Source organism: Weizmannia acidilactici, assembly GCF_008974225.1.
GTDB classification, from domain to species: Bacteria; Bacillota; Bacilli; order Bacillales; family Bacillaceae_C; genus Weizmannia; species Weizmannia acidilactici.
In genome coordinates, this window is record NZ_BKZR01000019.1 from 30611 (window position 1) to 55075 (window position 24465).

General features: G+C 45.8%; 20 protein-coding genes. 6 read left to right on the top strand and 14 right to left on the bottom strand.

From position 1 onward, the window contains the following. Positions 1–225: 225 nt before the first annotated feature. Positions 226–1239 carry an NADP-dependent oxidoreductase gene (locus tag GBH70_RS08755; RefSeq protein ID WP_151680680.1) on the bottom strand — a complete coding sequence of 338 codons (1014 nt, stop codon included), beginning with the start codon at positions 1237–1239 and terminating at the stop codon, positions 226–228. Between the two features lie 413 nt (positions 1240–1652). Here GBH70_RS08755 and GBH70_RS08760 point away from each other — a divergent pair, with 413 nt between their 5' ends. The 3 genes from GBH70_RS08760 (at position 1653) to GBH70_RS08770 (ending at position 5542) form a co-directional block, all read left to right on the top strand. Further along, on the top strand, positions 1653–2840 hold the full coding sequence (locus GBH70_RS08760; RefSeq protein WP_151680681.1) for a CaiB/BaiF CoA transferase family protein: 1188 nt from the start codon (positions 1653–1655) through the stop codon (positions 2838–2840). Between the two features lie 12 nt (positions 2841–2852). Then, positions 2853–4064, top strand: coding sequence for an acyl-CoA dehydrogenase family protein (locus GBH70_RS08765; RefSeq protein ID WP_151680682.1), 1212 nt, complete (start codon positions 2853–2855; stop codon positions 4062–4064). Positions 4065–4291: 227 nt separating this feature from the next. Next, complete coding sequence (locus GBH70_RS08770) at positions 4292–5542, top strand: MFS transporter (protein WP_151680683.1); 1251 nt, start codon at positions 4292–4294, stop codon at positions 5540–5542. Between the two features lie 13 nt (positions 5543–5555). On the opposite strand, the gene GBH70_RS08775 is transcribed toward GBH70_RS08770, so the two are convergent. The 9 genes from GBH70_RS08775 to GBH70_RS08810 all read right to left on the bottom strand — a co-directional run bounded on the left by GBH70_RS08775 (position 5556) and on the right by GBH70_RS08810 (position 13320). Continuing rightward, positions 5556–5879, bottom strand: coding sequence for a DUF3870 domain-containing protein (locus GBH70_RS08775; protein WP_151680684.1), 324 nt, complete (start codon positions 5877–5879; stop codon positions 5556–5558). A 206-nt stretch (positions 5880–6085) separates the two neighbouring features. After that, positions 6086–6193 carry an Rpn/YhgA-type helix-turn-helix domain-containing protein gene (locus GBH70_RS17990; protein ID WP_503827273.1) on the bottom strand — a complete coding sequence of 36 codons (108 nt, stop codon included), beginning with the start codon at positions 6191–6193 and terminating at the stop codon, positions 6086–6088. Between the two features lie 150 nt (positions 6194–6343). Continuing rightward, positions 6344–6703 carry a hydroxyisourate hydrolase gene (gene uraH, locus GBH70_RS08780; protein ID WP_151680685.1) on the bottom strand — a complete coding sequence of 120 codons (360 nt, stop codon included), beginning with the start codon at positions 6701–6703 and terminating at the stop codon, positions 6344–6346. A 17-nt stretch (positions 6704–6720) separates the two neighbouring features. Then, on the bottom strand, positions 6721–8169 hold the full coding sequence (locus GBH70_RS08785; RefSeq protein WP_151680686.1) for an NAD(P)-binding domain-containing protein: 1449 nt from the start codon (positions 8167–8169) through the stop codon (positions 6721–6723). Then, on the bottom strand, positions 8147–8695 hold the full coding sequence (gene uraD, locus GBH70_RS08790) for a 2-oxo-4-hydroxy-4-carboxy-5-ureidoimidazoline decarboxylase (RefSeq protein ID WP_253693665.1): 549 nt from the start codon (positions 8693–8695) through the stop codon (positions 8147–8149). The genes GBH70_RS08785 and uraD overlap by 23 nt, the downstream gene beginning before the upstream one ends. Before the next feature lie 13 nt (positions 8696–8708). Beyond that, positions 8709–10034, bottom strand: a complete 1326-nt coding sequence (locus tag GBH70_RS08795; protein WP_151680687.1) for a nucleobase:cation symporter-2 family protein — start codon at positions 10032–10034, stop codon at positions 8709–8711. Positions 10035–10226: 192 nt separating this feature from the next. Next, positions 10227–10463, bottom strand: a complete 237-nt coding sequence (locus tag GBH70_RS08800; protein WP_151680688.1) for a hypothetical protein — start codon at positions 10461–10463, stop codon at positions 10227–10229. 88 nt (positions 10464–10551) lie between these two features. Then, positions 10552–11016 (bottom strand): transposase, encoded by a 465-nt coding sequence (locus GBH70_RS08805; protein WP_172967467.1) that lies wholly within the window; start codon positions 11014–11016, stop codon positions 10552–10554. Between the two features lie 705 nt (positions 11017–11721). Beyond that, a complete protein-coding gene (locus GBH70_RS08810) occupies positions 11722–13320 on the bottom strand; it encodes a PucR family transcriptional regulator (RefSeq protein ID WP_151680690.1) in 1599 nt (532 codons plus the stop codon). Between the two features lie 195 nt (positions 13321–13515). On the opposite strand from GBH70_RS08810, the gene allC reads away from it, so the two are divergent. The 3 genes from allC to GBH70_RS08825 all read left to right on the top strand — a co-directional run bounded on the left by allC (position 13516) and on the right by GBH70_RS08825 (position 17681). Then, complete coding sequence (gene allC, locus GBH70_RS08815) at positions 13516–14754, top strand: allantoate deiminase (RefSeq protein WP_151680695.1); 1239 nt, start codon at positions 13516–13518, stop codon at positions 14752–14754. 290 nt (positions 14755–15044) lie between these two features. Continuing rightward, positions 15045–16259, top strand: a complete 1215-nt coding sequence (locus tag GBH70_RS08820) for a pyridoxal-phosphate-dependent aminotransferase family protein (protein WP_151680696.1) — start codon at positions 15045–15047, stop codon at positions 16257–16259. A 9-nt stretch (positions 16260–16268) separates the two neighbouring features. After that, the gene (locus tag GBH70_RS08825) at positions 16269–17681 is read left to right on the top strand and encodes an allantoinase (RefSeq protein ID WP_151680691.1); all 1413 of its coding nucleotides are present in this window, start codon (positions 16269–16271) and stop codon (positions 17679–17681) included. Positions 17682–17944: 263 nt separating this feature from the next. On the opposite strand, the gene GBH70_RS08830 is transcribed toward GBH70_RS08825, so the two are convergent. The 4 genes from GBH70_RS08830 to GBH70_RS08845 form a co-directional block, all read right to left on the bottom strand. Next, positions 17945–21064 (bottom strand): alpha-mannosidase, encoded by a 3120-nt coding sequence (locus tag GBH70_RS08830; protein ID WP_151680692.1) that lies wholly within the window; start codon positions 21062–21064, stop codon positions 17945–17947. 23 nt (positions 21065–21087) lie between these two features. Further along, positions 21088–21918 (bottom strand): carbohydrate ABC transporter permease, encoded by an 831-nt coding sequence (locus GBH70_RS08835; protein ID WP_151680693.1) that lies wholly within the window; start codon positions 21916–21918, stop codon positions 21088–21090. A 9-nt stretch (positions 21919–21927) separates the two neighbouring features. Then, positions 21928–22839, bottom strand: a complete 912-nt coding sequence (locus GBH70_RS08840; RefSeq protein ID WP_151680697.1) for a carbohydrate ABC transporter permease — start codon at positions 22837–22839, stop codon at positions 21928–21930. 86 nt (positions 22840–22925) lie between these two features. Further along, the gene (locus GBH70_RS08845) at positions 22926–24299 is read right to left on the bottom strand and encodes an extracellular solute-binding protein (RefSeq protein WP_253693668.1); all 1374 of its coding nucleotides are present in this window, start codon (positions 24297–24299) and stop codon (positions 22926–22928) included. Positions 24300–24465 lie beyond the last annotated feature (166 nt).

Below are 24465 nucleotides of genomic sequence, written 5' to 3' on the forward strand. Positions count from 1 at the left end.
ACTGTGAAAATACGAATATGAATCAAAAACAAGTGCAACGGTTTATATGATGAAGGAATAAGCGTACGCGGTAAAGGCGCGCAATATACCTTAATTAAACGTAAGGGCAGATAGAGAAAATAGGGAGATTAATATATTTTGATGTTTTGTTAAGAAAAAAGCACCTATAAATGGAGGGATCTCCACTTATGGGTGCCATCAATGTATCGGCTGCGCCTGGAATTTTTACTCAAACTCGCTGATTTTCACAAGCTGTTTCCCCAGATTTTTTCCTTTAAACAGATCCAGAAAAGCCTCAATAATCGAATCAAATCCTTCCTTAATGGTTTCTTCGTATTTCAATTTCCCTTCATTTAACCATGCAGCAAGCTGGGCACCGCCTTCTTTAAACCGGGAACTGTAATCTCCTACAGTAAAACCTTTCATGAACGCACTTGTTTTAATTAAATACGTTTGCACGCGCGGCCCGATATCCGCTTCCGTTTTATTGTAAGCTGAAATCGCACCACAAACCGGAATGCGCGCAAATTTATTTAACAGTGGGAAGACCGCATCGGAAATTTCCCCGCCGACATTGTCAAAATAAACGTCAATTCCATCCGGGCATGCTTTTTCCAGCACCTTTCCAACCTCTTCGGTCTTATAGTTAATCGCCGCATCAAATCCCAATTCATTGATAAGGTAGCTGCACTTCTCTTCGGATCCGGCAATGCCAACGACACGCGCCCCTTTAATTTTCGCGATTTGGCCGACAGTCGAACCAACCGCGCCCGCAGCACCCGAAACAACGACCGTTTCACCTTCTTTCGGCTGTCCAATATCCAACAGGCCAAAATAAGCGGTTAAACCTGTCATCCCGATAATCCCGAGATTTGCGGTAACCGGCGCGAGCGCAGGATCCAATTTTCGGAGCGTTTTTTCATGGGCAACGGAATATTCTTCCCAGCCGAGCATCCCAATCACAATATCCCCTTTGGCAAAATGGGCGGATTTCGACTCTACCACCTGGCCGATCACCCCGCTTATGATGACATCGTTCAATTGAAACGGCGGGATATACGATTTGACATCCTCCATTCTGCCCCTTAAATAAGGATCGACTGAAATATACACATTCCGGATCAGCACTTCCCCTTCACCTGGCGTACCGATCGGTGCTTCTGTAAAAGAAAAGTCTTCTAAAGTTGGCGTCCCGACCGGCCGTCTTGCCAAACGGATTTGTTTATTGCTCCCATCCATTTTAACCCCTCCTGAAAAACAGTCTAATATCCTCTAATGTAGCATCACGTAAAAGCGGGGTCAAAAAAAATGAAGTGGATAGATAAAATATAAAAAATGTTTAAAAAACTATTTACAAATCTTTTTCAGTTGTTTATCATAAAAAATACAAACCACCCGCCAAGCTTTGTGCGAAGTTCCATGCCGGGATACGCAAACAAAGCCAGCGCGTGGATGATTACGCTGAAAATAACGCTGTTTATTCTGCCTGCTTATCACGCAAGACAAAGCGTCCGGCAGAAAAAAGCCAGTAATTTTTATTCCTGCAATGGTTGCACAAGGAATGGAAATTATTGGCTTTTTCTATTCTCAAAAGGCTTTGTCTGCAGGCGAATTTCGCAGACATCGAACCTATCAAGAAAGGAGGTGATCGCTTGCCATCCGCATTATCAGGCATCAAAGTCCTAGATTTGACAAGAGTGCTCGCCGGACCTTTCTGCACGATGATCCTCGGCGATCTAGGTGCAGAGGTCATCAAAGTAGAAGCACCGGGAGGAAGTGACGAAACGCGGGGCTGGGGGCCGCCGTTCCAGCAAAACGTAAGCGCTTACTATCTTTGTGCCAACCGAAATAAAAAAAGCATGACCGTGAATTTAAAAAGTGAAAAAGGGAAAGAAATCATCCTTAGGTTGGCCAAAAAATGCGATGTGGTCATCCATAATTTTAAAACCGGCACAATGGAGCGGCTCGGGCTTGGCTATGAAACACTGGGCGCGCTGAATCCGCAGCTCATCTACTGTTCGATCACGGGATTCGGGGAAACCGGTCCGTACAAAGATTTGCCAGGCTATGATTTTATCATCCAGGCGATGAGCGGGCTGATGAGCATTACCGGCGAGCGTTTTGGCCCTCCGCTCAAAACCGGGGTCGCCATCACGGATGTTTTAACCGGTCTGTACGCCTGCATCGGCATCCAGGCAGCCCTTTTGGCAAGGGAACACACCGGGAAGGGGCAAAAAATGGACCTATCGCTTTACGACTCAGCGGTAAGCGCACTCGTGAATATTGCGGGCAATTTCCTTATGTCCGGCAACATCCCGGAGCGGCTTGGCAACCGGCATCCGAATATCGTCCCCTATCAAACTTTCCAAACAAGCGACGGGGAGATCGCGATCGCCGTGGGAAACGACCGCCAGTTCAGAGAGCTTTGCCAAATCCTTGGCCTGCCGCAGCTCGCAGCTGATGAAAAATTTTCCACAAATCCGAAGCGGGTTGAAAACCGTAAAACACTGATCCCGATCCTGGAAAAAGTTTTTCAAACAAAACCGTCCGCTTACTGGCAAAAAGCTTGCGAAAAGCAAAAAATTCCGTGCGGGCCGATCCAAAATTTGCAGGCGGTCGCGGCGGATCCGCAGCTGAAGGTAAGGGAAATGTTTATTCAACTGGACCACCCTGTTGCCGGGGAGATCAAACTTGTCGGCAGCCCTTTAAAACTTTCACAAACCCCGGTCCGCTATGAAAAACATCCGCCGATTCCGGGGGAACATACCGAAGAAATTTTGCGTGAACTCGGCTATTCATCGGAGGAAATTGCCCAATACCAACAAAAACAAGTGATTTAGGAGGCTTGAACAATGAATTTTGAACTGACGGAAGAACAGGAGCTTTTAAGGAAAACAGTGAGAAATTTTGTAGACAAAGAGATTATGCCCTATATCCGGGAATGGGATGAAAACCTCCATTTTGAAACAAGCTTATTGAAAAAATTGGCAGATCTTGGCTTGATGGGCGTCTGCATCCCGGAAGCATACGGCGGGAGCGGCATGGATTACAACTCCCTCGCGATTGTGTGCGAGGAACTGGAACGAGGGGACACCGCCTTCCGGACCGCGGTCAGCGTGCATACCGGCTTAAACAGCCTAACACTTTTGCAGTGGGGAACGGAAGAACAGAAGCAGAAATATTTGGTCCCGCAGGCAAAAGGTGAAAAAATCGGCGCATTTGGTCTGACGGAACCGGGTGCAGGTTCGGATGTGGCCGGTATTGGCACCACTGCCGTGAAAGAAGGGGATCATTATATTTTAAATGGACAGAAAACGTGGATCTCCCTCTGCGACGTAGCGGACCATTTCATTGTATTTGCCTACACGGACAAATCGAAAAAGCATCACGGCATTTCCGCCTTTATCGTTGAACGTACGATGCCCGGCTTCTCTTCCAAAGCGATCAATGGCAAACTCGGTATCCGCGCCGGCAATACAGGGGAATTGTTCTTCGATAACGTGAAAGTGCCGAAAGAAAATCTCCTTGGCGAAGAAGGGGAAGGTTTTAAAATTGCGATGTCGGCGTTAGATAACGGGCGCTTCACCGTGGCTGCCGGTGCGTGCGGCTTGATCATGGCGTGCCTTGAAGCGAGCGTCAAATACTGCCATGAACGGAAAACGTTCGGCCGTGAAATTGGGAAACACCAGCTTGTCCAGCAAATGATCGCGAAAATGGAAGCCGGATACCAAATGAGCCGCCTCCTCGTCTTCCGCGCCGGCGAGCTGAAAAACCAGGGCAAGCGGAACACACGGGAAACATCCCTCGCCAAATGGCAGGCTTGCGATTTCGCCAACGAAGCCGCCAACGATGCCGTCCAAATTCACGGCGCCTACGGTTACTCGAGTGAATATCCGGTTGAACGCTACTTGCGAAACTCGAAAGCCCCGGTCATTTATGAAGGCACACGCGAAATCCATACCATCATGCAGGCGGAATACGTCCTCGGCTACCGCACGGACAAACCGCTGAACAAAACCCTGCCGGCATGGCCGTTTGAAGACAGCGGAGTGTTGAAGTCGTAAAATAATAAGGCTGTTTAAGAAGCCAATTGACGACCTCGGTACCCCTTTTAAAAAAGGCAATTCGGCGGTAGCACGCGCCCGATCTGTCTTTTTAAAACATTCAATAAGACAATTCGGCGGGCCGTCCGTCGCAAACTGTCTTTTGGAAGTTCTTTGTAAAAGGGATTGGGTACATCTCTCCTGAATTGAAAGCGTTTTATATCAAACGGATTAAGGAGGTTACCATTATGAATATGCCTGTCCATCATGCGCCGGGTAAATCCAGCCAAAAAATGAGCAGAACACAAATCAATATTTTGGTGATTGTTACATTGGCGTGGATCTTCGACGCATTTGATTATTTGATGCTGACATACATTGCGGTCGACATCATGAAAGAATTTGATGTTACCGCTGCTGTATTTGGAACCGTCACTTCGATCACTGTTCTTGCAAGACTGATCGGCGGCGCGTTGGTCGGTACCGTCGCAGATAAATGGGGGCGCAGAATCCCATTGATCGTGTCGATGATTTGGTATGGCATTTTCCAATTCGTTTCCGGTTTTTCTCCAACATTTACATTCTTATATGCCGTACGTTTTCTGTTTGGCCTCGGGATGGGCTCAATGTATTCCGTAGGGGTTCCGCTTCTTATGGAATCCGTCCCTCCAAACAAGAGGGGGTTGGCTTCCGGGTTGCTTGAAATCGGCTTTCCTGCCGGCGGGATTTTGGCAAGCCTCCTGTATTTGGGCATTTATTCAACGGGAAGCTGGCGGGAAATGTTCTATATCGCTGCGGTTCCTCCGATTCTGTTGGGCATTTATACCATGCTCACTTTAAAAGAAACAAAGAATTGGATAAAACAAGAAACGGAACAGCATGGAATCGATAAAGTTCCGCTTGTAAATCTATTCGTCGGAAAACAGTTTTGGAACACCATTCATTCCATTCTGGTCAATGCCGGATTTTTGGTGTTGTTTTACTCGATTTGCTCCTGGTATCCGACGTTTTTAAAGGTCGAACACCACTTCACTGTGACAATGATCAGCATCGTTACAATTCTATTAAATTTATCAGCTGTCATTGGCAGCATTATATTTGGTTATTTTTCAGACAGAATCGGCAGGCGCTGGACGATCACCATTTCAGCACTCGGTTCTATGATTGGCGCGCCATTGTTTGTCATGCTTCATAATAATATTCTTCTTTATATCGGCGCCATCATTGTCGGATTTTTTGGCCCCGGCGGCGTTTGGAGCATAAATGCGACCTATACCGCAGAACATTTCCCGATCCGGATGCGGTCTGCCGGACACGGGCTGACATACAATGCCGGTAATTTCTTCGGCGGCATGCTTACACCGGTGATCATCGGCCTGCTTTCCGGCACGTACGGATTCGGAACTGTCATGACGGTCGGCGTCCTGTCTTCGGCAGCATTTCTTATTCTTATGACATGGATTTGGAAAGAAACAAAAGATATGGATATGTCGCTTTAACTTGTGGGGGATGCTACTCCCCCCGTTTTGATTTCAGCATGATATGATACTGCTTGTACAAATCTTTAAAAGCAGAAATCAATGCATTCGAAGCTTTTCCCAAATAAAATTCCTGGAGCTGTTTAAGCGGCTCTTCAATCCCGTCATTTAAGCTGTACCCTCTAAGCAGATTGGAAATAAATCTTCTGCCGTGTTCCGTGGCTAATGTGCAGGAAACATCAAGGATAACGCCATACTTCATTTCAATTTCAGCAGTGATTGTCAAAGTTTCATAAATACTTTTGGCGGCCATCCCGGAAGGCAGCTTGGCGTGGCCGGCGATAAAAGCAGTTTGCAATTGCACTTCCCCCATTTCATCTAATCAACATACATGTTTCTTTTTTATTCGATAAAGGGGGAGAATTTCCTTTTACATACTCATCTTTTACCCCTGATGATTGATTCTGGAACTATAATCAAGGCCTTCCGCAAATGTCCGCGAAGGGCCTTGTTTTTTTCTGACAAAACGATTGCTGATCCGTCAAACCGATTTTTTAAATCACACTACTCCTTCATCTGCTGCTTTATTTTCAGCACTTCATCCTCACTCAGGCCGGTCACTTCTGTAATAAATTTTAGATCCAGCTGCTTTTGAAGCATTTTGACAGCAATTTTTTTACCAAAATGTCCCTTAGCTCTTCCCTAAGAGACATTTCAGCAAAATATTTTATCCGAAATCGGACTTAGCCCCTCCCCGCCCCGAAGCAGTCCGCCACGCATTTTGCCCTAGAAAAACAAGGCGCATGCCTGAAGGTTGCTAACTTAACTCCCACGGTACAATTGGTACCCCCACGGAGAAACGAGCAGCGGAATATGGTAATGCGCGGAAGGGTCGGAAATCCCGAACTGGACGGGCACTTCTTCTAAAAAAGGCGGTTCCGGCAGTTTCGTTTCCTGGCTGCGGAAATAGCTGCCGATCGAAAAAATAAGCTGATACACCCCGATCTTCATCTCTTCCCCGGAAAGAAGCGGGGCATCCAGCCGGCCGTCCCCATTCGTTACGGATTCTTCCAAAAGTTTCCAATCTGACAATGAATCTTCAAACTTATACAGCCGTACTGCCACATTGGCCGCAGGTTTGCCATGTGTTAAATCCAAAATATGCGTCGTTAAACCAGACATCATATCTCCCTTTCCGATCATGAATTTTCAGCGGACGCGAAAAACACTGCATTTTCCGTTCCCGGCCACTTTCCGGTAAATTCGATTTCACGGTATGCAAAATAATCTTTTAATATTTCCGCGCGGTCGTCAAGAAATAGTTGGTCGGCGATGCCCTGCACGAGTTTCGGCAGCGCAAATCTTAATCCGGATAAAGCAGAAGCGGAGAGGCCGCAGCTGATCAAGGCCGAGTAATTGAAAGCAAACAAGCCGTGCAACCGATGTTCCCCCCGTTCATCACGCCCTACAAATGCAAAATCCGGGCCGAGATATGGATGGGCATCAATCAAAAGATTGGCGATATCTTCAGGCGCGCGGTACCGGTCACCCCAGCGGGCAATGTAAGGCTCCACAAGCCGCAATTCCGGCCGCAGCGATGGGTCAGAAACAAGCCCCGTTGCGAGAATCAAAAAATCAAATTGAAAATCTCCATGCGGGGTGGTGACAACCGCCCCGCCGCCTTCCGCCTTTACATCGAGCCAAGGCGACCCGGTATGCAGCCGGAATCCGGGCCATGCGCTAGCGCGGTTAAAAATATCGTTTGTCGGCGGCTGATTGTATTTGAAAAAATGGGCCATTACCGCATACTTGTCATGATCAGACAAAGCATGGTACCGTTCAATCATGCCCGAAACTTCCATCTGGCGGATCGGATTAATCCGTTTTAAATCGTCGCTGCGGATAAACACATGGGCTTCCGCCGCACCTTCCGACAGCACATAATTCGCATTGTCAAAAGCGGATGCGCCGCCGCCTAAAATGCCGATTTTCCTGCCCCTCAACCTTTCCATATCCATCGTTTGCGAGGTATGGGCATATAAATAGGAAGGAAGTTTTTCTTTGATCATCCGCGGCACATGCCACTCCCCTCCGCCCTGAATGCCGGTTGCCAAAACTACTTTCCGGGCCAGCAGGAAGCTTGACGGCGCGCCTTCCCCTCCGATATGCAATCGGTGGATCCCTTTTTCCGGCTCAATCAGTTTTAACGTAACTTGGTTCAGGACAGGAAGACGAAGCACTTTCCGGTACCAGCGCAAATAATTCATCCATTCGCCGCGCGGGATTTTATCGAGATCGTCCCACGCCTTCTCCCCGTATTGCGCTTCCCACCAGGCTCTGAAAGTCAGGGAAGGGATACCGAAATCAATTGATGTCAAATGCTTCGGGGTTCTCAGTGTCAACATCCGTGCATACGTATCCCACGGGCCTTCATAACCTTCGAGATTTTCGTCGATCACCAGGATGTTCGAGATCCGCTCCCGCAGCAGACCGAACGCAGCGCCGAGGCCGCATTGCCCTCCCCCGACAATCACCACGTCATACACATGCCCTTCCGGATGGCTGAACGGGCGCACCCAATCCGGCCCTCCAAAAGCAAGGCAGGAAAGATCTTTATGTACCCGCTCATTCAGCGCTTCTAAACTCATGATCTTCCATCCTTTCATTCTCAATTGATGTACGGAACAGTTCCTCTAACCGAAAGTACGCAATTTGATAGATTTGCTGGAGCGCCGTTTCAATTTCTTCTTCCCGGCTGTTGTCCAGCCTAGCCAGCATTGCCCCGTAAATTTGGCCTTTGTTTTTACCGCGCACCGCTAAAATAAACGGGAACCCGAATTTCTCCATATACTGCGCGTTGGCGGTTTTAAATTTTTCATATTCATCCCTTGTAAGGTCACACAACCCGGCCCCTTTTTGTTCCGATACGGAATCCTCACTCATCGCAATCCGCTCTCCCAAATTCGGATGCTCCCGGATCAAGGCAAGCTTCAAATCTTCACCCGAATTTTCTACAATTTGGACCATCGTCCGGTGCAATTCATCCAATGAAGAAAATGGCCTGAAGGATGCAGCTTTTTTAGGAATCCAAGGGGAATGTTCAAAAATCCCCCCGAGCTGTTCCACAAATTCATCCTGCGTGGCTTGATTCAACTCATGGATTGTCAACATCATGCCCAAAACCCCTTTAGCCTTCCCTTAAGCCCGCTTCCACTGCCGGAGCCGGAACTGCTTCAGCCGGTTTGCGCCCTTTCTTTGGCAGCAGGAGATTTAAAATAATGGCACAAAGGCTGCCGCAAATAATCCCGTCATTGACGAGAATTCTGAACATGGAAGGCAAAACATGGAATAAATTCGGCACAACCGTCGCACCAAGCCCGAGTGATACTGAGCAGGCAATAACCAAGAGATTGCTGTTGTCGGAAAAATCCACTTCCCGCAACATCCGGATCCCCGCGGATACGACCATCCCGAACATCACGACGGTTGCGCCGCCGAACACTGCTGTTGGAATGATCGTCGCCAACGCGGCAATTTTTGGCAACATCCCGAGACAGATCAAAATCAGCCCGGCTGCAATCGTCACTTTTCTCGTTTTAATGCCAGAAAGCTGGACAAGCCCGACATTTTGCGAGAACGTGCTGTACGGAAATGCGTTGAAAATACCGCCGAGAATAAAGGAAAGCCCTTCTGCGCGGTAGCCGTCCGTGATGTCATCCCCGGTTAATTTCCTGTTCGTCATTTTTCCCAGCGCGAGGAAAGCCCCCGTAGATTCCACCAAAATCACCGTGCCGACAATGATCATTGTAATGACCGGGACAATGTGGAACGTTGGGACACCAAAATGGAAAGGGTCCGGGACACGGAACCAGGAAGCCTCAGCAACCGTTTTGAAATCCACCTTCCCCATGAATGCCGCCGCAATGGTTCCGACAATAATACCGAGCAAAACGGAAATGGCGCGGAAAAACCCTTTAAAGAAACGGTTCATCACCAAAATCAACGCGAGGACGCCGAAAGAAAGAGTTAAATTCTCAGCGGACCCGAAATCTTTGCTGCCTTGCCCGCCGCCCATATTATTGATGCCGGTCGGGATCAGGGATAATCCGATAATCATGACAACGGTCCCTGTCACAACAGGCGGGAAAAGCTTCAATAATTTCCCGTACACTTTGGAAAACAAAATAATGAACAAACCGGCGGCGATGATGGAACCGTAAACCGCGGTAACGCCGTATCTGGTGCCGATCGTAATCATCGGGGAAACGGCAACAAAGGATGTCCCCATCACAACCGGAAGGCCTGTTCCAAAAAACTTAGGTGCCCACGACTGCAAAAGCGTCGCCAACCCGCATGTCAGCAAATCGACCGAGACGAGAAAGGCCTGCTGTTCCGGCGTAAATTTCAATGCCCCGCCAACAATGATCGGAACCAAAATGGCCCCCGCATACATCGCAAGCACATGCTGCACGCCAAGCGAAAAAATTTTCGAAATCCCGATTTTCTGATCCACATCAAATCCTCCCTCACTGTCACCGTAGAATTTTATAACATTTTCAAGTTATATTACTTCACATAATAACCAAATATCTCTCGCTATTCAATGTACACCTTAACTAAAATCAATGTGTTTTTCTGGTGAATTTAGATAATAATCAAAAAAATTATGTAAGTAAATCTAACATAATTAAGAAAAGCTAAGGTGCTATCCCAAAAACCCCTTTTTAAACAAGAAAAACCGTTGAGAACATAATTTTTCTCGACGGTTTTTCTTGTTTCCAGGGTCTTCTTTCTGAAGCAGGCGGTTCTTTTCCGCGAGTTTCTTGTAAACTTTTTGTTTTGATCGATACACTGCCTTTTTCTCTTTCTTAATTTCTTTGTCTTTTTCTTGGTCTGCGTCTGATTCAGCTTCTTTGACTTTTTGCTCCACCTTTTTTTGCAATATTCTCCAGCTGCTCTGCACTAACGCGTTCAGCTTGTTCTTTCATTTCTTTTAACGTTTTTTTCATCTAATTCGATTGTTTCTTCGATCAACTGAAACGTCTTTTGAAGATTTTATTGGAGTTTCTCTTCATATTTTTCTGTCGCTTTTTTCCAGACAAACGTGTACTTATTGGCGTTTGCTTCGATCTTCGTGCCGTCCATAAAATAGTTTTCCATCGTAATATATTTTGTTCCAATAAAAGCTTAATGAGTTCGGTAAAAAGGGGCTCGATCATGTCTTTCATCCGTTCCGAACGGAATCGGTTGATGGTTCGGAAATCTGGCGTTTGTTGCCCAGACAGCCACATCATCGGAAGATTTTCAAGAAGGGCTTTTGCGATACCCCGGCAAGAATAACTTTTTTCAGCGTAAGCATAGAGAATTACTTTTGTCATCATTTTAGGGTGATACGAAGGACGGCCTCCGCCTTTATAATACGAGAAGAAGAAGTCGTCGCTGATTTGATTCACCATATCCTTAACAACGCGGGCTACATGGCCTTTTGGAATCATGTCACTGAAATCCATGGAAGAATGAGTTGTCCCATGTTATAATCAATAAAGGTAGCTGAATAGTTACTCAAAAAAACCGCCTCCATTCAATGTTTGCTAGTCACTTACATTATAATGGAAAAGGCGGTTTTTTTGCGCTTTCTTCGTTTAGCACGCGTTGATGATCGCGAAATTTACGAGACTCCTGCGGGAAAAGCGAGCAAGAAGAGACCCCGCAGCGAGTGACGTGAGGAACAAGCGAGGAGGCTCGCGACGCATGCGGAAAGCGAGTGAATTTCGCGATCATCAACAACCTCCAACAATGCTTTACACAAAGAAGGGGCGTCCCCCAGCCAGATTACCGCCCTTTGGGACAGCCCCTTTAGAAAGTTGTGGCGATGCGGCCGGCCCCCACAATGAACATCTACGGAATGACAGATTGCCTTTGATATGACCGAACGCGTTTTCCACCCCGATTTTTCTCCGGGCGTGAATTTGCGCGCCCCCGCCAGACCAAAGGATCTTTTTGGCCTTTGCTTTCGTACACCTCTCTTTCAATGGGCAGTCTGTACAGTCTATCTCAAGACATATTTTTCCGTGGAAACGATTCTGAGAAGCTTTGTCACGACCGTTAGAGCAAAATAAAACTCCTAAAATGATCCCAAGAAGTTTTATAAAGACCATTGAGAAAAATTTCTGCTTAAAAGGGGATTTTAGGCCAGCCCCTTAACCGATCGGCTCGAGCATGTTGCGGATTCTCAACGCGATCCTCAACTGAAGGTTGGTATCCGGATCTTTTAAACTTTTTCCAAGCAGCTCTTCACATTTTTCAATCCTGTAAACGACCGTATTGCGGTGGACATAGAGCCGCTTTGCCGTTTCGGAAATTTGGCAGTTCGTTTCCAGATAAACGGACAATGTGGCAAGCAGGGACTCCCGTTCATCGGATTTCATATGATAGAAGTTTTGAAGCGCGAATGCATAAAAATTTTCCAGATCTTGGCGCGGAATCAACCGCAACAGCGCCATCACGTCTTTTGTCAAATAAGTCTGGATGTAACCGGTTTTTTTCGATATCTCCCCCGATTTAAGGGCATCGGCCGCTTCTTTATAAGCATTTCGAACCTGCAGGAAAGAATGACTCAAATTGCTGATTCCGAACGAAATTGTATGTCCAAAATAAGCGGAGACTTTCTCTTGGATATACCGCAGCAGGTCTTCAATAGAAAAGCTTCCGTATTCCTGCACTTCATACAGCAGGATGCAGTAGTCTCCTTTTGTAAAAAAATGGGCTTTCGGATCCGTTTTCGCAACCTCATCCTCGATAAATTCATAAATCTCCTCCTGCTGCCTGAGATCGGCATGCCCACAACTGCCGTCGATTTTTCCGGCAACACAAATATACGACTGGTCATTGCGCAAGGAAAATTCAGCAGCGCGGTGGATCATTTCTTCCCGCGATGAAAAAGCCCCCTCGAGAAAATGCAGGAAAAAATCATTGCGGATGCTGCGCGCATGCTGCTTGATCGCCTGCTCTTTCATCAAAGCAAAAGAAATGACATTCATCGCCTGCTCTATAATCAGGGCGCTCAAATGGTCCGTTTTGTCCAGCTCCCCGTGGACCGCCAAAAAACCGATCTTTTTTTCGTTCATGTGCATCGGAAATAGCGTGTACGTCTGCCTTTCCGCTGCAGCCGAAAACATTAAAGGAGAGGATAAGGTTTCTGCCGGAAAATGGACGGGCAGGACGGTTTCCAGTGCGGAAAAAACGGCGCCGGCACCCGGATTACGTGCAATCACGTTTAAGTGCTGGTCGATACATTCAGAAGGGTGACGGATCATTTTCGACAGTTCATGGAGGAGCGGCCGGATGCCGTTTCCTTGCATAATGACATGCGTAAACCGCTTATGGGCCTCGAGGGCGATCGTTAATTCCTGGGCCGTTTTGTCCACGATGGCCCGTAATGTGAGGTCCACCACTTCCCCGAGCGCCAAGTCAAGCGGCAGTTCAATCACTGGGAAAGCCAACTGGTCGGCAAGATTAAGCGCATCTTTCGGGACTTCCTGCAAAAACCGTTTTGTTTTGATCCCCAGCGCAGCGCACCCCTTATCAGACATCGTCCTGATCAAATCCGCAAGTTTTTTCGGATCATCTTTAAAATGGTACGCGGTAGTGACCAGAAAAACATTCGGTTTTAAAAAATGGACAATATCAGGTGCATCCATCATATTGACCGTCTGGACTTCATGATCTTTTCCCGATTTTCCCGCGATGAGCGACATGCCGGCGAGCTTTGGAATCTCGAACAGTTCGTATACTTTCATGGGGACGCCTCCGATTTCCAAAATTTCTAATTTTGACTTATTGTACCACGAATTAGTGAACATGAACAAAAAACTTTGAAAATTTGTGCAGTATCCATAATGAACTTTTCCCGAACAGTCGGTAAACTTGATTTATCATAATTGTTTATGTTAGGAAAAATAACATTCAATGTGAAAGGAGTGGCCGGGAACGCCATGCTCGTCAATCCAATATCCGAAACAAATCAAATCAGTGCCATGATCGAGTGGCTTGCTTCATTCGGCAAAACAGAGAGCGGCGGGGTCACAAGGCTTTTGTACACCCCCGCCTGGAAGGAAGCACAGCAGGCCTTAAAAGCAAAAATGGAAGAAGAAGGGCTGCAAACGTATTTTGACAGCGTCGGCAATTTATTCGGGAGATTACAAGGAACGGAAAATAGCGGAACGATTTTAACCGGTTCGCATATCGACACGGTTGCGGAAGGCGGGAAATATGACGGCGCGTACGGCATTATCGCCGGATTCATTGCCGTTACAAGGCTGTTCCGGAAGTACGGCGCCCCGAAAAAAACGATCGAAATCGTTTCTTTGTGCGAGGAAGAAGGCAGCCGCTTTCCTTTAACATTTTGGGGCTCAAAAAATATTTGCGGCATCTACAATCTGAACGTCGCCAAAAAGATACAGGATACGGATGGCATTGCCTTTTTGGATGCCATGCGTGCCTCAGGATTTGACCCGCAACACTATACGCCTCCTGTCCGTCCGGATGTGAAAAAATTCGTGGAGCTTCATATTGAACAAGGCATGGTGCTGGAAAAAAATGAAAAAGCCATCGGGGTTGTGACGCACATCGTCGGGCAGCGGCGCTATACAGTCCGGATCAAAGGTGAAAGCAACCATGCCGGGACGACACCGATGCAGTTGCGGAAAGACGCGGTCAGCGCAGCCGCAGAATTTATTTCTTATTTAACAAGAAAGGCAAAAGAAACGGATCCCCGATTGGTTGCCACAGTCGGCCAAATCGATGTCAAGCCGAATGTCTCGAATGTCGTGGCGGGCGAGGTGGCGTTCAGCCTGGACGTCCGCCACCACCAATCGGAAGTCATCGAGCAATATTGCGAAGATATTTTTGCGGCATTTGAACGGGATGCCGCAAAAATGGGGGTTGGCGTGGCCGTGACGAAATGGCTGGATGCTGAACCGGTTGAACTGGACCGGGAACTGGCCGAGACGGCGCGGTCAATTGCAAAACAGCAAAAGATTGCTTTTCAGGATATAGTCAGCGGCGCCGGCCATGATTCGCAAATCTTCGGCCCGTTCTGCCCGACTTTGCTGTTATTTGTCCCGAGCCAAAACGGCATCAGCCATTCCCCGAAAGAATACACCGCCATCCGGGACTTGGAAACCGGTATCCTTTTATTGGAAAATATTTTATACAAGCTGGCTTATGAATAAGGAATCGGCGGCATGTGGATAAGGGGCGCCAGAAATTTTCAGAATGATATGTCCGCATTACGGCTCACGCAATATTTGCGGGAGATTACAGATGTGGCATTGCCGGCCGGTTCACGAAAAAAGCAGGGTTACGAAAAATGCACAAGTTACACGGCGTTCATTACTGACAAATTAGGTGTCGAATTGGAAATCCGGAAAATGGCACCGGCATTGCGGCCAAAACATTTTACACAAGTTGGGAGAGGATCATTTTGGCTTACACGGAATTATGTACTCCAAAAAGAATCATTATGACACCCGGCCCGGTTGAGGTCGACCCCCGGGTATTGCGGGCAATGAGCACACCGATCCTGGGGCAGTTCGATCCTGCTTTTACAGCGATCATGAACGAAGTAATGGAAATGCTCAGGCAGGTGTTCCAAACAAAAAACCACTGGGCGTTCCCGGTCGACGGCACTTCCCGCTCAGGGCTCGAAGCGGTATTATGCAGCATTCTTGAGCCGGGGGACCGCGTTCTTGTCCCGATTTACGGCAGATTCGGCCACTTGTTCGCGGAAATTTGCGAACGGTACGGCGCAGACGTCCACACGATCGAATGCCAGTGGGGAGAAGTATTCGAACCTGGCCGGGTCATTGCTGAAATGAAAAGGGTAAACCCGAAAGTGCTGGCAATGGTGCACGGCGAAACATCCACAGGAAGAATGCAGCCGCTTGAAGAAATCGGGAAGGCTTGCCGCGAACAAGGCGTCCTCCTTGTCGTCGATGCAGTCGCGTCCATCGGGGGTGTCGATGTCAAAACCGACGAATGGTTTATTGATGCCCTTGTTGCCGGAACACAAAAATGCCTGTCTGTCCCATCCGGCATGGCTCCGATCACGTACAACGAACGGGTCGAAAAAATCGTATTGGCGAGAAAAAAAGTGGAACGCGGGATCGCCACAGATGAAGACCACGCTTACACGAGAAGCATGCGCCCGATTGCCAGTAATTATTTTGATTTGGGAATGCTCCAGGATTATTGGAGCCCGCGCCGGTTGAACCACCATACAGAGGCTACTTCCATGATCTATGCATTAAGGGAGGGCTTGCGGCTTGTATTGGAAGAAGGCCTTAAAGCGCGGTTTTTGCGCCATAAATTGCATGAAAAAGCGCTCATCGCCGGGTTGGAAGCAATGGGCTTAACCTTATTCGGCAATCCGGCGCATAAGCTGCCTTGCGTGACATGCGTGGAAATTCCAAACGGGACGGACGGCGAATCGGTGCGCAGCATGCTCCTTGACGAATTCGGCATTGAAATTGCCTCTTCCTTCGGTCCGCTCCATGGAAAAATATGGCGGATCGGTACAATGGGGTACGGCTGCCGAAAAGATAATGTTCTTACACTATTAGGCGCATTGGAAGCGGTGCTGATCCGGCATGGTGTAAAGTTAAACCGCGGCGAAGGATTGCAGGCGGCACTGGATGTGTACGCAGCAGAAAAAACAAAATCCGTTGTGATGAATTGAGGTGGAAAAATGGCAAATTATGATCTTCTCCTGCGTAACGGTTTTATAGTGCTCCCGGATGAAGTGAAGCAGGCCGACATTGCCGTGATAGATGGAAAAATTGTCCGCATTGGCCCTAAAATACCCGGAAACGGCCAAAAAGAAATCGACGCAGCCGGCAAATATGTTTTTCCCGGGATGATTGATATCCATGTGCATTTTAACGAGCCGGGAAGGGAAGACTGGGAAGGTTTTGAAACCGGTTCAAAGATGATCGCTGCAGGCGGCGGCACTGTCTTTTTTGATATGCCATTAAACGGGATCCCCTCTACCGTAACGAAAGAGGCGCTGCTTCAGAAAGCGGAAATCGCTACGCAAAAATCCGTTACCGACTTCGGCTTATGGGGCGGGCTCGTGCCCGGGAATCTCGCTGATTTAAAAGATTTGGCCGAATCCGGCGTGATCGGTTTTAAAGCTTTTTTATCCGACTCCGGAAATCCGGAATTTGAACGCGCGGACGATTTTACCCTGTTAAACGGCATGAAAGAAATTGCCGCATTTGAGAAAATCCTTGCACTCCATTCCGAAAGCGCGGCGATTACGGATTGGTTAAAACAGCAAAAGGAGCAGCAAGGTGCGCTGAGTGCGGATGATTATTTGGAAACCCGCCCCGTGCTTGCGGAAGCCGAAGCCGTTGAACGGGCCATCACCTATGCGAAACTCACGGGCTGCGCCTTGCATTTCGTCCATATCAGCAGTGAAGCAGCCATTCAAAAAATTGAAGCGGCAAAGCAGGAAGGCGTGGATGTGACTGTCGAAACTTGCCCGCATTATTTATTGTTTACGCATGATGACCTTGACGAAAAAGGGGCGGTTGCGAAATGCGCACCGCCGCTCCGCCAACAAGAAGAGCAGGAGAAACTGATTCAACTCTTCATAGAAGGCAAGTTTGATATGATTGCTTCCGACCATTCCCCTTGCCCATATGCATTAAAAGATCCGGCCGTACACAGCCTTTTTGAAGCATGGGGCGGAATCAGCGGCGGCCAGTTTACCCTTCTCTCTGCCATTGAGCTGGCCAAAAAACACGACATTCCGCTTACTAATGTGGCAAAATGGACGGCCGAAAACCCGGCGAAACGGTTCGGCCTTTCCGGAAAAGGCAGCATCGCGGAAGGAAAGGATGCGGATTTTGCTGTTGTTGCCCTTGACGAAACGTTTACGGTGTCGGAAGAAAACTTTTTTGCCAAACATAAACAAAGCCTTTATACCGGGCATACGTTTCCTTGCAAAATCAGCATGACCTTATCCAACGGCGAAGTGATTTATGAAGAGGGCCATTTTAAAGAGAGAAAAGGAAAATGGCTGGTTCCGCAGGAGTCTGCATTTATGAATCCGCGACAAAATTTTCACTCAATCTCGAAAAGTCGGCATGAAATCTAGTATAATAGGGCGATCATTCCATTTTAACCAATTCCACAATCAGGTGATTTTTTTTTAAATAAGAGTCTACAAATGAACGGATGATTGCCAGGTTTATTTTTAAAAACTGTAAAGAAAAGGGGCTGTCTCAAAACCCCCTTTTCATTTTTTCCATGAAGTGGTCTTTAGCAAGTTCAGCAGCCTTCTCTGGACCGTTTGCTCATAATTTTTTCTCCTGAAACGGCCTTCTCAGCTCTTAAGTGGTATCCCGTTCCTTAACAGATTTAATGAAATAAAATGGTTTTAATTTCATACGGTTTAAATGACAGTTCGGCGGCATCCGACTGTTGCGCAACCTTGCCATCTATTATATTTTCCAATAGATCCGTTTCTACCCATTGATGAAAAGCAAAAGTAGGGCGAAGCTTAACTTTTGTCTTTGAACCCGTAAATTCATGGATTCTGACAATCAGGCCGTCCCCGTCTTCCTGTTTTTTCACCGCATCAATAACAACATGCTCGCCATTTTCAATTTCAAAAAACGGCGTATGTCCAAAAGAAGTAATACCCTGCATTCCTAAAAGGGGATTGTTCAGTTCCCATGCGGCTTGTTCAACCCATCCATCCACAAAATCACCTTTGTGTGGAAGCAGGCTGTAGGTAAACGCATGTTCCCCGATGTCAGCTTCTGTGTCCGGATAAATCGCACCTTTTAGCAGCGTAATTCTCATCGTATGATCTTTTACATCATGCCCGTATTTACTGTCATTCAAAAGGCTAACGCCGTAATCTCTTTCCGACAAATCAACCCATTTGTGTGCCACAGATTCAAATCTCGCCATATCCCAGCTTGTATTCCAATGTGTCGGTCTTTTTACATTACCAAATTGAATGTCATAAGTTGCCTGAGTTGCACGGACATCAACCTCGAAAGCAGCTTTTAGTAGTTGTTGCCGTTCGTGCCAATCTACTTTTGTTTCAAAATCGATTCTCCGATTATCCCGATAGACTTTCATATATTGCACAATCCGGGATTTACCGAATTCGTAGGTAAATTGGATCACCGCATACAGTGCGTTTACTTCGATCATTTCAATAGATGAAGCCTTCAACTCTTTTTTCTTTTGGATATAATACAAATCAATATCCCAAGCATCAAAATTCATAGGTTTGTCTTCAAACAATTGGAGGATATTTCCTCTCCCACTTTCATCCAGGACATTCCTTTGATATTCCTTATCGTATATTTTTGTTAGTTGCCCTTCATTATTCCATTCAATATGATAAAACGGCGTTTCGATTCTTTTTTCCCTTGCCCTAAACGGGATTTCTTTTTGCCCATTTTCCGGGCCCGTGATAAACGAAATTTGTTTGCTTCCTAATGCAGGCAAACCGGTTAATTGAACTTCATAGCCTTCATTCGTTTTTACACTGTTTAACTTTTGTCCGTTCTCATCGAGAAAATAGCCTTCTTGGTGAACCGGTATCTTGACAATATCATTTCTTTCCCAGCCGGCGGTATTCATAAAAGTCCAGGAACAGCCGGATGCCTTAAACAATTTTTTTGCCATGTCTTCTTTTAATTCAGTGATGATTTTTAAAGCATTTGCGTAATCCTCTTTATTATCCTGATATACTTCATGTATAGAAGATCCCGGAATAATATCATGGAACTGGTTCCTTAAAATGATTTCCCAGCCGGCATGAAGCTTTTCAGCGGGATATTCCCAATTTGGCAATGTTTTGTACGCCCACGACTGCAGCAGTTCCATTTCCCGATAAGCAAATTCTAACCTTCTGTTCATTTTTTTAACATATGCCTGAGAAGTATAGGTCCCCCGGTGATATTCCAGGTAAAGCTCCCCATCCCATGTGTGAACATATTGATCTGTATCATTAATGGTTTCGTGAAGCTCCTCAAAAAAATCTTTAGCTTTTCCGGTTTTCACATACGGCAACCCCGGAATTTTATCCAACCGTCTCCGGTTTTCAAGCATATCTCGATTTACTCCGCCGCCCCCGTCCCCGTAACCGTAAGACAAAAGCAAATTTTGATTGATATTCTTATCGCGGTATCCGTCATAAATCCCTTTTACCGTACTCGGCTCAAGCAAACCGTTATACGTATAAAACCATGAACCCGTCCCAATATTCTCCGGTTCCGGTGTAGTGATAAAATGCGCCAATACTTCACTTCCATCAATTCCCCGCCAAATAAAAGTATCATGGGGCATCCGGTTGTATTGATTCCAGCTTATTTTCGTTGTCATAAATGTGTTGATGCCCGATTTTTTCAAGATTTGCGGTAATGCCCAGGAATAGCCGAATACATCCGGGAGCCATAAATAATGGATATCCTGATTGAATTCTTTTTTGATGAAACGGCTGCCGTGGAGAATCTGGCGGACAAAGGATTCACCGGACGGAATATTACAGTCCGCCTCGAGCCACATGGCACCGTCTATTTCCCATTTCCCCTCTTTAACTTTCGATTTAATTTTTTCAAAAATTTCCGGATAATCTTCTTTTATAAATTTGTAGAGTTGCGGCTGTGTTTGCAGGAAAACATAATCCGGGTATTTTTCCATCAGGCGCAAAACGGTGGAAAACGAACGTGCCGCTTTTTCCCTTGTATGTTTCAGCCGCCACAGCCAGGCCACATCAATATGGGTGTGCCCAATTGCTGTAATATTCACAGAAGTATTCTTTTCCATCGAGGACAATTCTGCCGTTAACACTTCATTTGCCTTTTCACAAGATTGATAGAATATTTCAGAACCCGGATAGGACCAGTCTATTTCCCGGAAAGCCCTTTCCAAAGCATTTAATAGCCGCACGCTTTCGGGCAGATTCGGATCGATGGCTTCGACCGTTTTTAACATATTATTTGACGTGTAATACAAATCATCCACCGTAGGATTCAAAATAGCACAATCCCCGTATTTGAACTGGTGTCTCATAATTTTCTGCGGTCCCCCGCCCTCAAGGCCCGACCAAAGTTTTAAAGCCAGTTCAATCTTTTTGCCAAAATACTGTTCGTCCAGAAAAACTTCTTTATGATTTGAATCCACACCTTGATAGGGTTCACCGTTTATAAATAACAATGATTCAAAACCGGAGTTATGACCCCCGCCTGTTTTTCCAAAATCAAATAAAAGAACCAGTTCTTTTCCCCTGCAGTCCGGAACTTGAAATTCAGCCCGAAGCCAGAGATACTTGTCTCTTCCCTCCCAATATTCCCCCATTTTCAAGTGTTCCCATGATTCGTCTATTTCAGGAGGATATTTCAACGATTTTGTCGGATCCTCTTTCTTTAACCAGCCTGTAACCGGCGTCCGTTCCATATAACGGTAAGGCTCTAATTCTTTTATTCTGGCTTTCAATTTTTCTTTAAAAAAAAACATTTCCTTCACTCCCCTTTGTTAAATCAACCTTTTGTGGCGCCGCCCAAACTAAATCCTTTCGACATATAGCTTTGAGAAAATGCATAGAACACAACAACAGGAATGGTGTAAAGCACCGAAAATGCAGCAAGCCTTCCATAGTTGACCATTCCGAAATTCCCAAAAAACTGAAAGATCGTAACAGATGCGGGCATTTTTTCAGGTGTTTGAATGAGGATATACGGAACAAAAAAGTTTCCCCAGCTTCCTGCAAAAGTAAAAATCCCTACTGTAAAAATGCCCGGCAACATTAATGGTGCTACAATGGACCTGATCCCTCTCAATGTGGATGCACCGTCAACCCAAGCTGATTCTTCCAGTTCGATCGGCACAGAATCCATGAAATTCTTCATCATCCATATGCCGTACGGGAGTGAAGACGCGGTGAGAAACAATGTTGTAGCGATCAATGAATCCTGCAGCTTTAACGTCAAAAATAATTGATAGACCGGTACCATAACCGCTGTGATCGGTAAAGAAGTCAGAAAAAGAATCGTCATCATAAAAGATTTTTTATATTTTAAAGTATAGCGGGATAAAGGGTAGGCTGCAATAATGCATAAGAACACCACCAGCAAAGCCTGCCCGCCGGAGATGAAAAACCCAATGACAAATGAACGCATCAGTCCCGGATCCGTTAAAATGGAGTTGAAGTTTTGGAAAGTCACTTTTTCCGGAACTTTCAAAGCCTGAATGGCATTCGGGTCTACTGAAGCAAACAGCATCCATAATAGAGGCAGCAGAAAGAGAATGCCTAAAATGCTTAAGATCAGATAATGAATGGCTATCTCGAAGCGATGACTACGTTTTGCCATAATGATCGCCTACACTTTCATCTTTAAAGTTTTCATATACAACAAACTCGCCACAACGCCGATTAATAATAGCGTCAAAGATATGGCTGTGCCGTAACCAAGCTGATAACTTACAAAAGCCTGTTTATACATAAGCACCGGCAAGGTCATCGTAGCATTTCCAGGGCCCCCGCCTGTCATCGTATAGATTAGCGTGAAAACCCCTAGCGTCTGGAGTGTTACAAGCATCATATTGGTAGCAATCGTCCCTTTTACCATCGGAATCGTAACTTTCGTGATCACTTTCCATTTTGAAGCACCGTCAATGATCGCTGCTTCTTCTATTTCTTTCGGAATATCATCGAGTGCGGCCTGAAAAACCATCATGGAAAAAGCGGTCCCCCGCCAAATATTTGCAATGATGACACTAATCATTGGGAAAGTGAATAACCAGGCAATTGGCTTAAAATGAAACAATTCAATTAACTGATTCAATGTACCATTATCGCCCAAAAATGCCACCCAGCAGAAAGACACAACCACTTCAGGGGTTACCCATGCCGCAATAATGATCAATCCGATGATTTGCCGAAACAATTTGTTCTTTTCTTTCATCAGAAATGCAATGAAGAAGCCGAAGAAGCATTGCCCAATAATAGCGGAAAAAAACAGAAAAATAATTGTCTTGTAAATGCTGCTTCTAAATTGCGGGTCTTCAAAAATATTTACAAAATTCTGAAATCCAACAAATTCCAATTTGCTTGCTGCGGATCCTGTCAAAGATAAATTTGTAAAGGAAAAAAAGATGGTCAGCAGCATTGGTGTGATAAAAAACAGGAGCAATAGAACCCACGATGGTGCCAAGAAAAAAACAGATTTTAAACCATCATTTCTTTTCCTCGTTATCTGCTTTACCTGATGTTTTGCCTCCTGATACTGCATTGCCATTTTGCCACCCCGATTCATAGTCCGAAGTTTTTTGAGAAAGGAGCAGATGTTGCGTCCATTCTACTCCTTTCCAATATGACTTATCGCGTAATGACATTGTCCGATCCTACAATTCGTGTTACATTCTTCTTAAATGTTTGGGCTGCTTTTTTAGGTGTTGCTTTTCCGCTAGCAACCGATTCGACCATACTCTGGATTTCTGTAGAAACATTTGGATACTTGTCATTCGCCGGTCTGAAATGCCCGTTTTTCAAATATTTGGTAGCTTCAGGAATAAAGGTTCTGTTTTTGTAAGCAGGCATAGCAGCCGAATCGGAACGTACTGTTAAGTTTCCTTCAGAAATGGCTCTGGCCGCCTGGTTTTCTTTACTTCCCAATGCTTTAATGACCTTCCATGCTGCGTCATGATGCTGTGATTTAGCCGGAATTGCCCAGGTCCATCCCCCGACCATTGTCGTGGTGCCCGGTTTTTGCCCGTACTGTGTCGGCATTGCGGCAAACCCGAATACTTTATCTACATTTTTAATCGGAACCGCACCATCAGGTTTATAGTTTCCTAAATTCCAATAGCCGTCTAAAATAATTCCCGCTTTTCCTTTCGGCAGTTTATCTTGAAACATAACAGAACCATAATTACTATTCATCGCGATTGATAAAGGAGGACCTAATTTCTTCTTATTAAATACTTCATCTATAAATTTCAAAGAATCATTGATTCCCTTACTTGAAACAATCCACTTTTTGATGTTATCGTCGTACAATGTATCATTTGTTCCATAGAGCAGCATTTCAAACGTCTGCATCGAAACCGATTCGCCATTTGCCTTTGCTACCCCCATTGATAATGGCACAACATCCGGAAGTTTTTTCTTAATCGTTTCTGCTACAGTGATGATGTCATCCCAATTTTTTGGCTGCCAATTTGTCGGCAATCCTGCTTTTTTAAATACACTCTTGTTATACCAAAGTCCCCTCGAATCAGATGTTCCAGGTATCGCATAATAGCTCCCGTTCTGTGCTCTGGAACCCGCTTTTAAGTTTTCTTCATATTTGCTCCATTCATCCCAGGATTTCAAATAGTGATCAAGCTTTAATAAATAGCCTGCGTTTGCATCCGAATTTAACATGAATGAATCCTCCGCCACGACGTCCGGAGCTGTACTGCTTGACTTCATCGCAAGCGCAACCTTTGAGAAATAATCTCCTTCACTTGCCTGGATCGGGCTCAAAACAATTTTAATATCAGGGTTTTCTTTCTCAAATTTAGGAATAAAAGTTTTCGTCAGGAATTGTTTTAGGTTGTCATGCTCCCCCTGGTCTCTCCATGTAATTTTTATTTCTGTTTTTCCACTGCCGGATCCTGATGATTTTGAACTTAAACAACCGGATAAAACAACCATTAAAACAAGAATTGCACAAAACAAAACATTTCTTACCCGCTTCATTTTTTTCATTTTTAAAGCCCCCCGGTTAGTTTTATGCTTTAGACATCACAGCAGTGCACCATTTGATTAACGATTCCGGCAAACATTTCAAGGCACTCCCACCATAAGATCCCCCCTTTTCGTTTTAAAGCGCTTACATTATGTTTTTATATTAATATGTATAGATTGACATGTC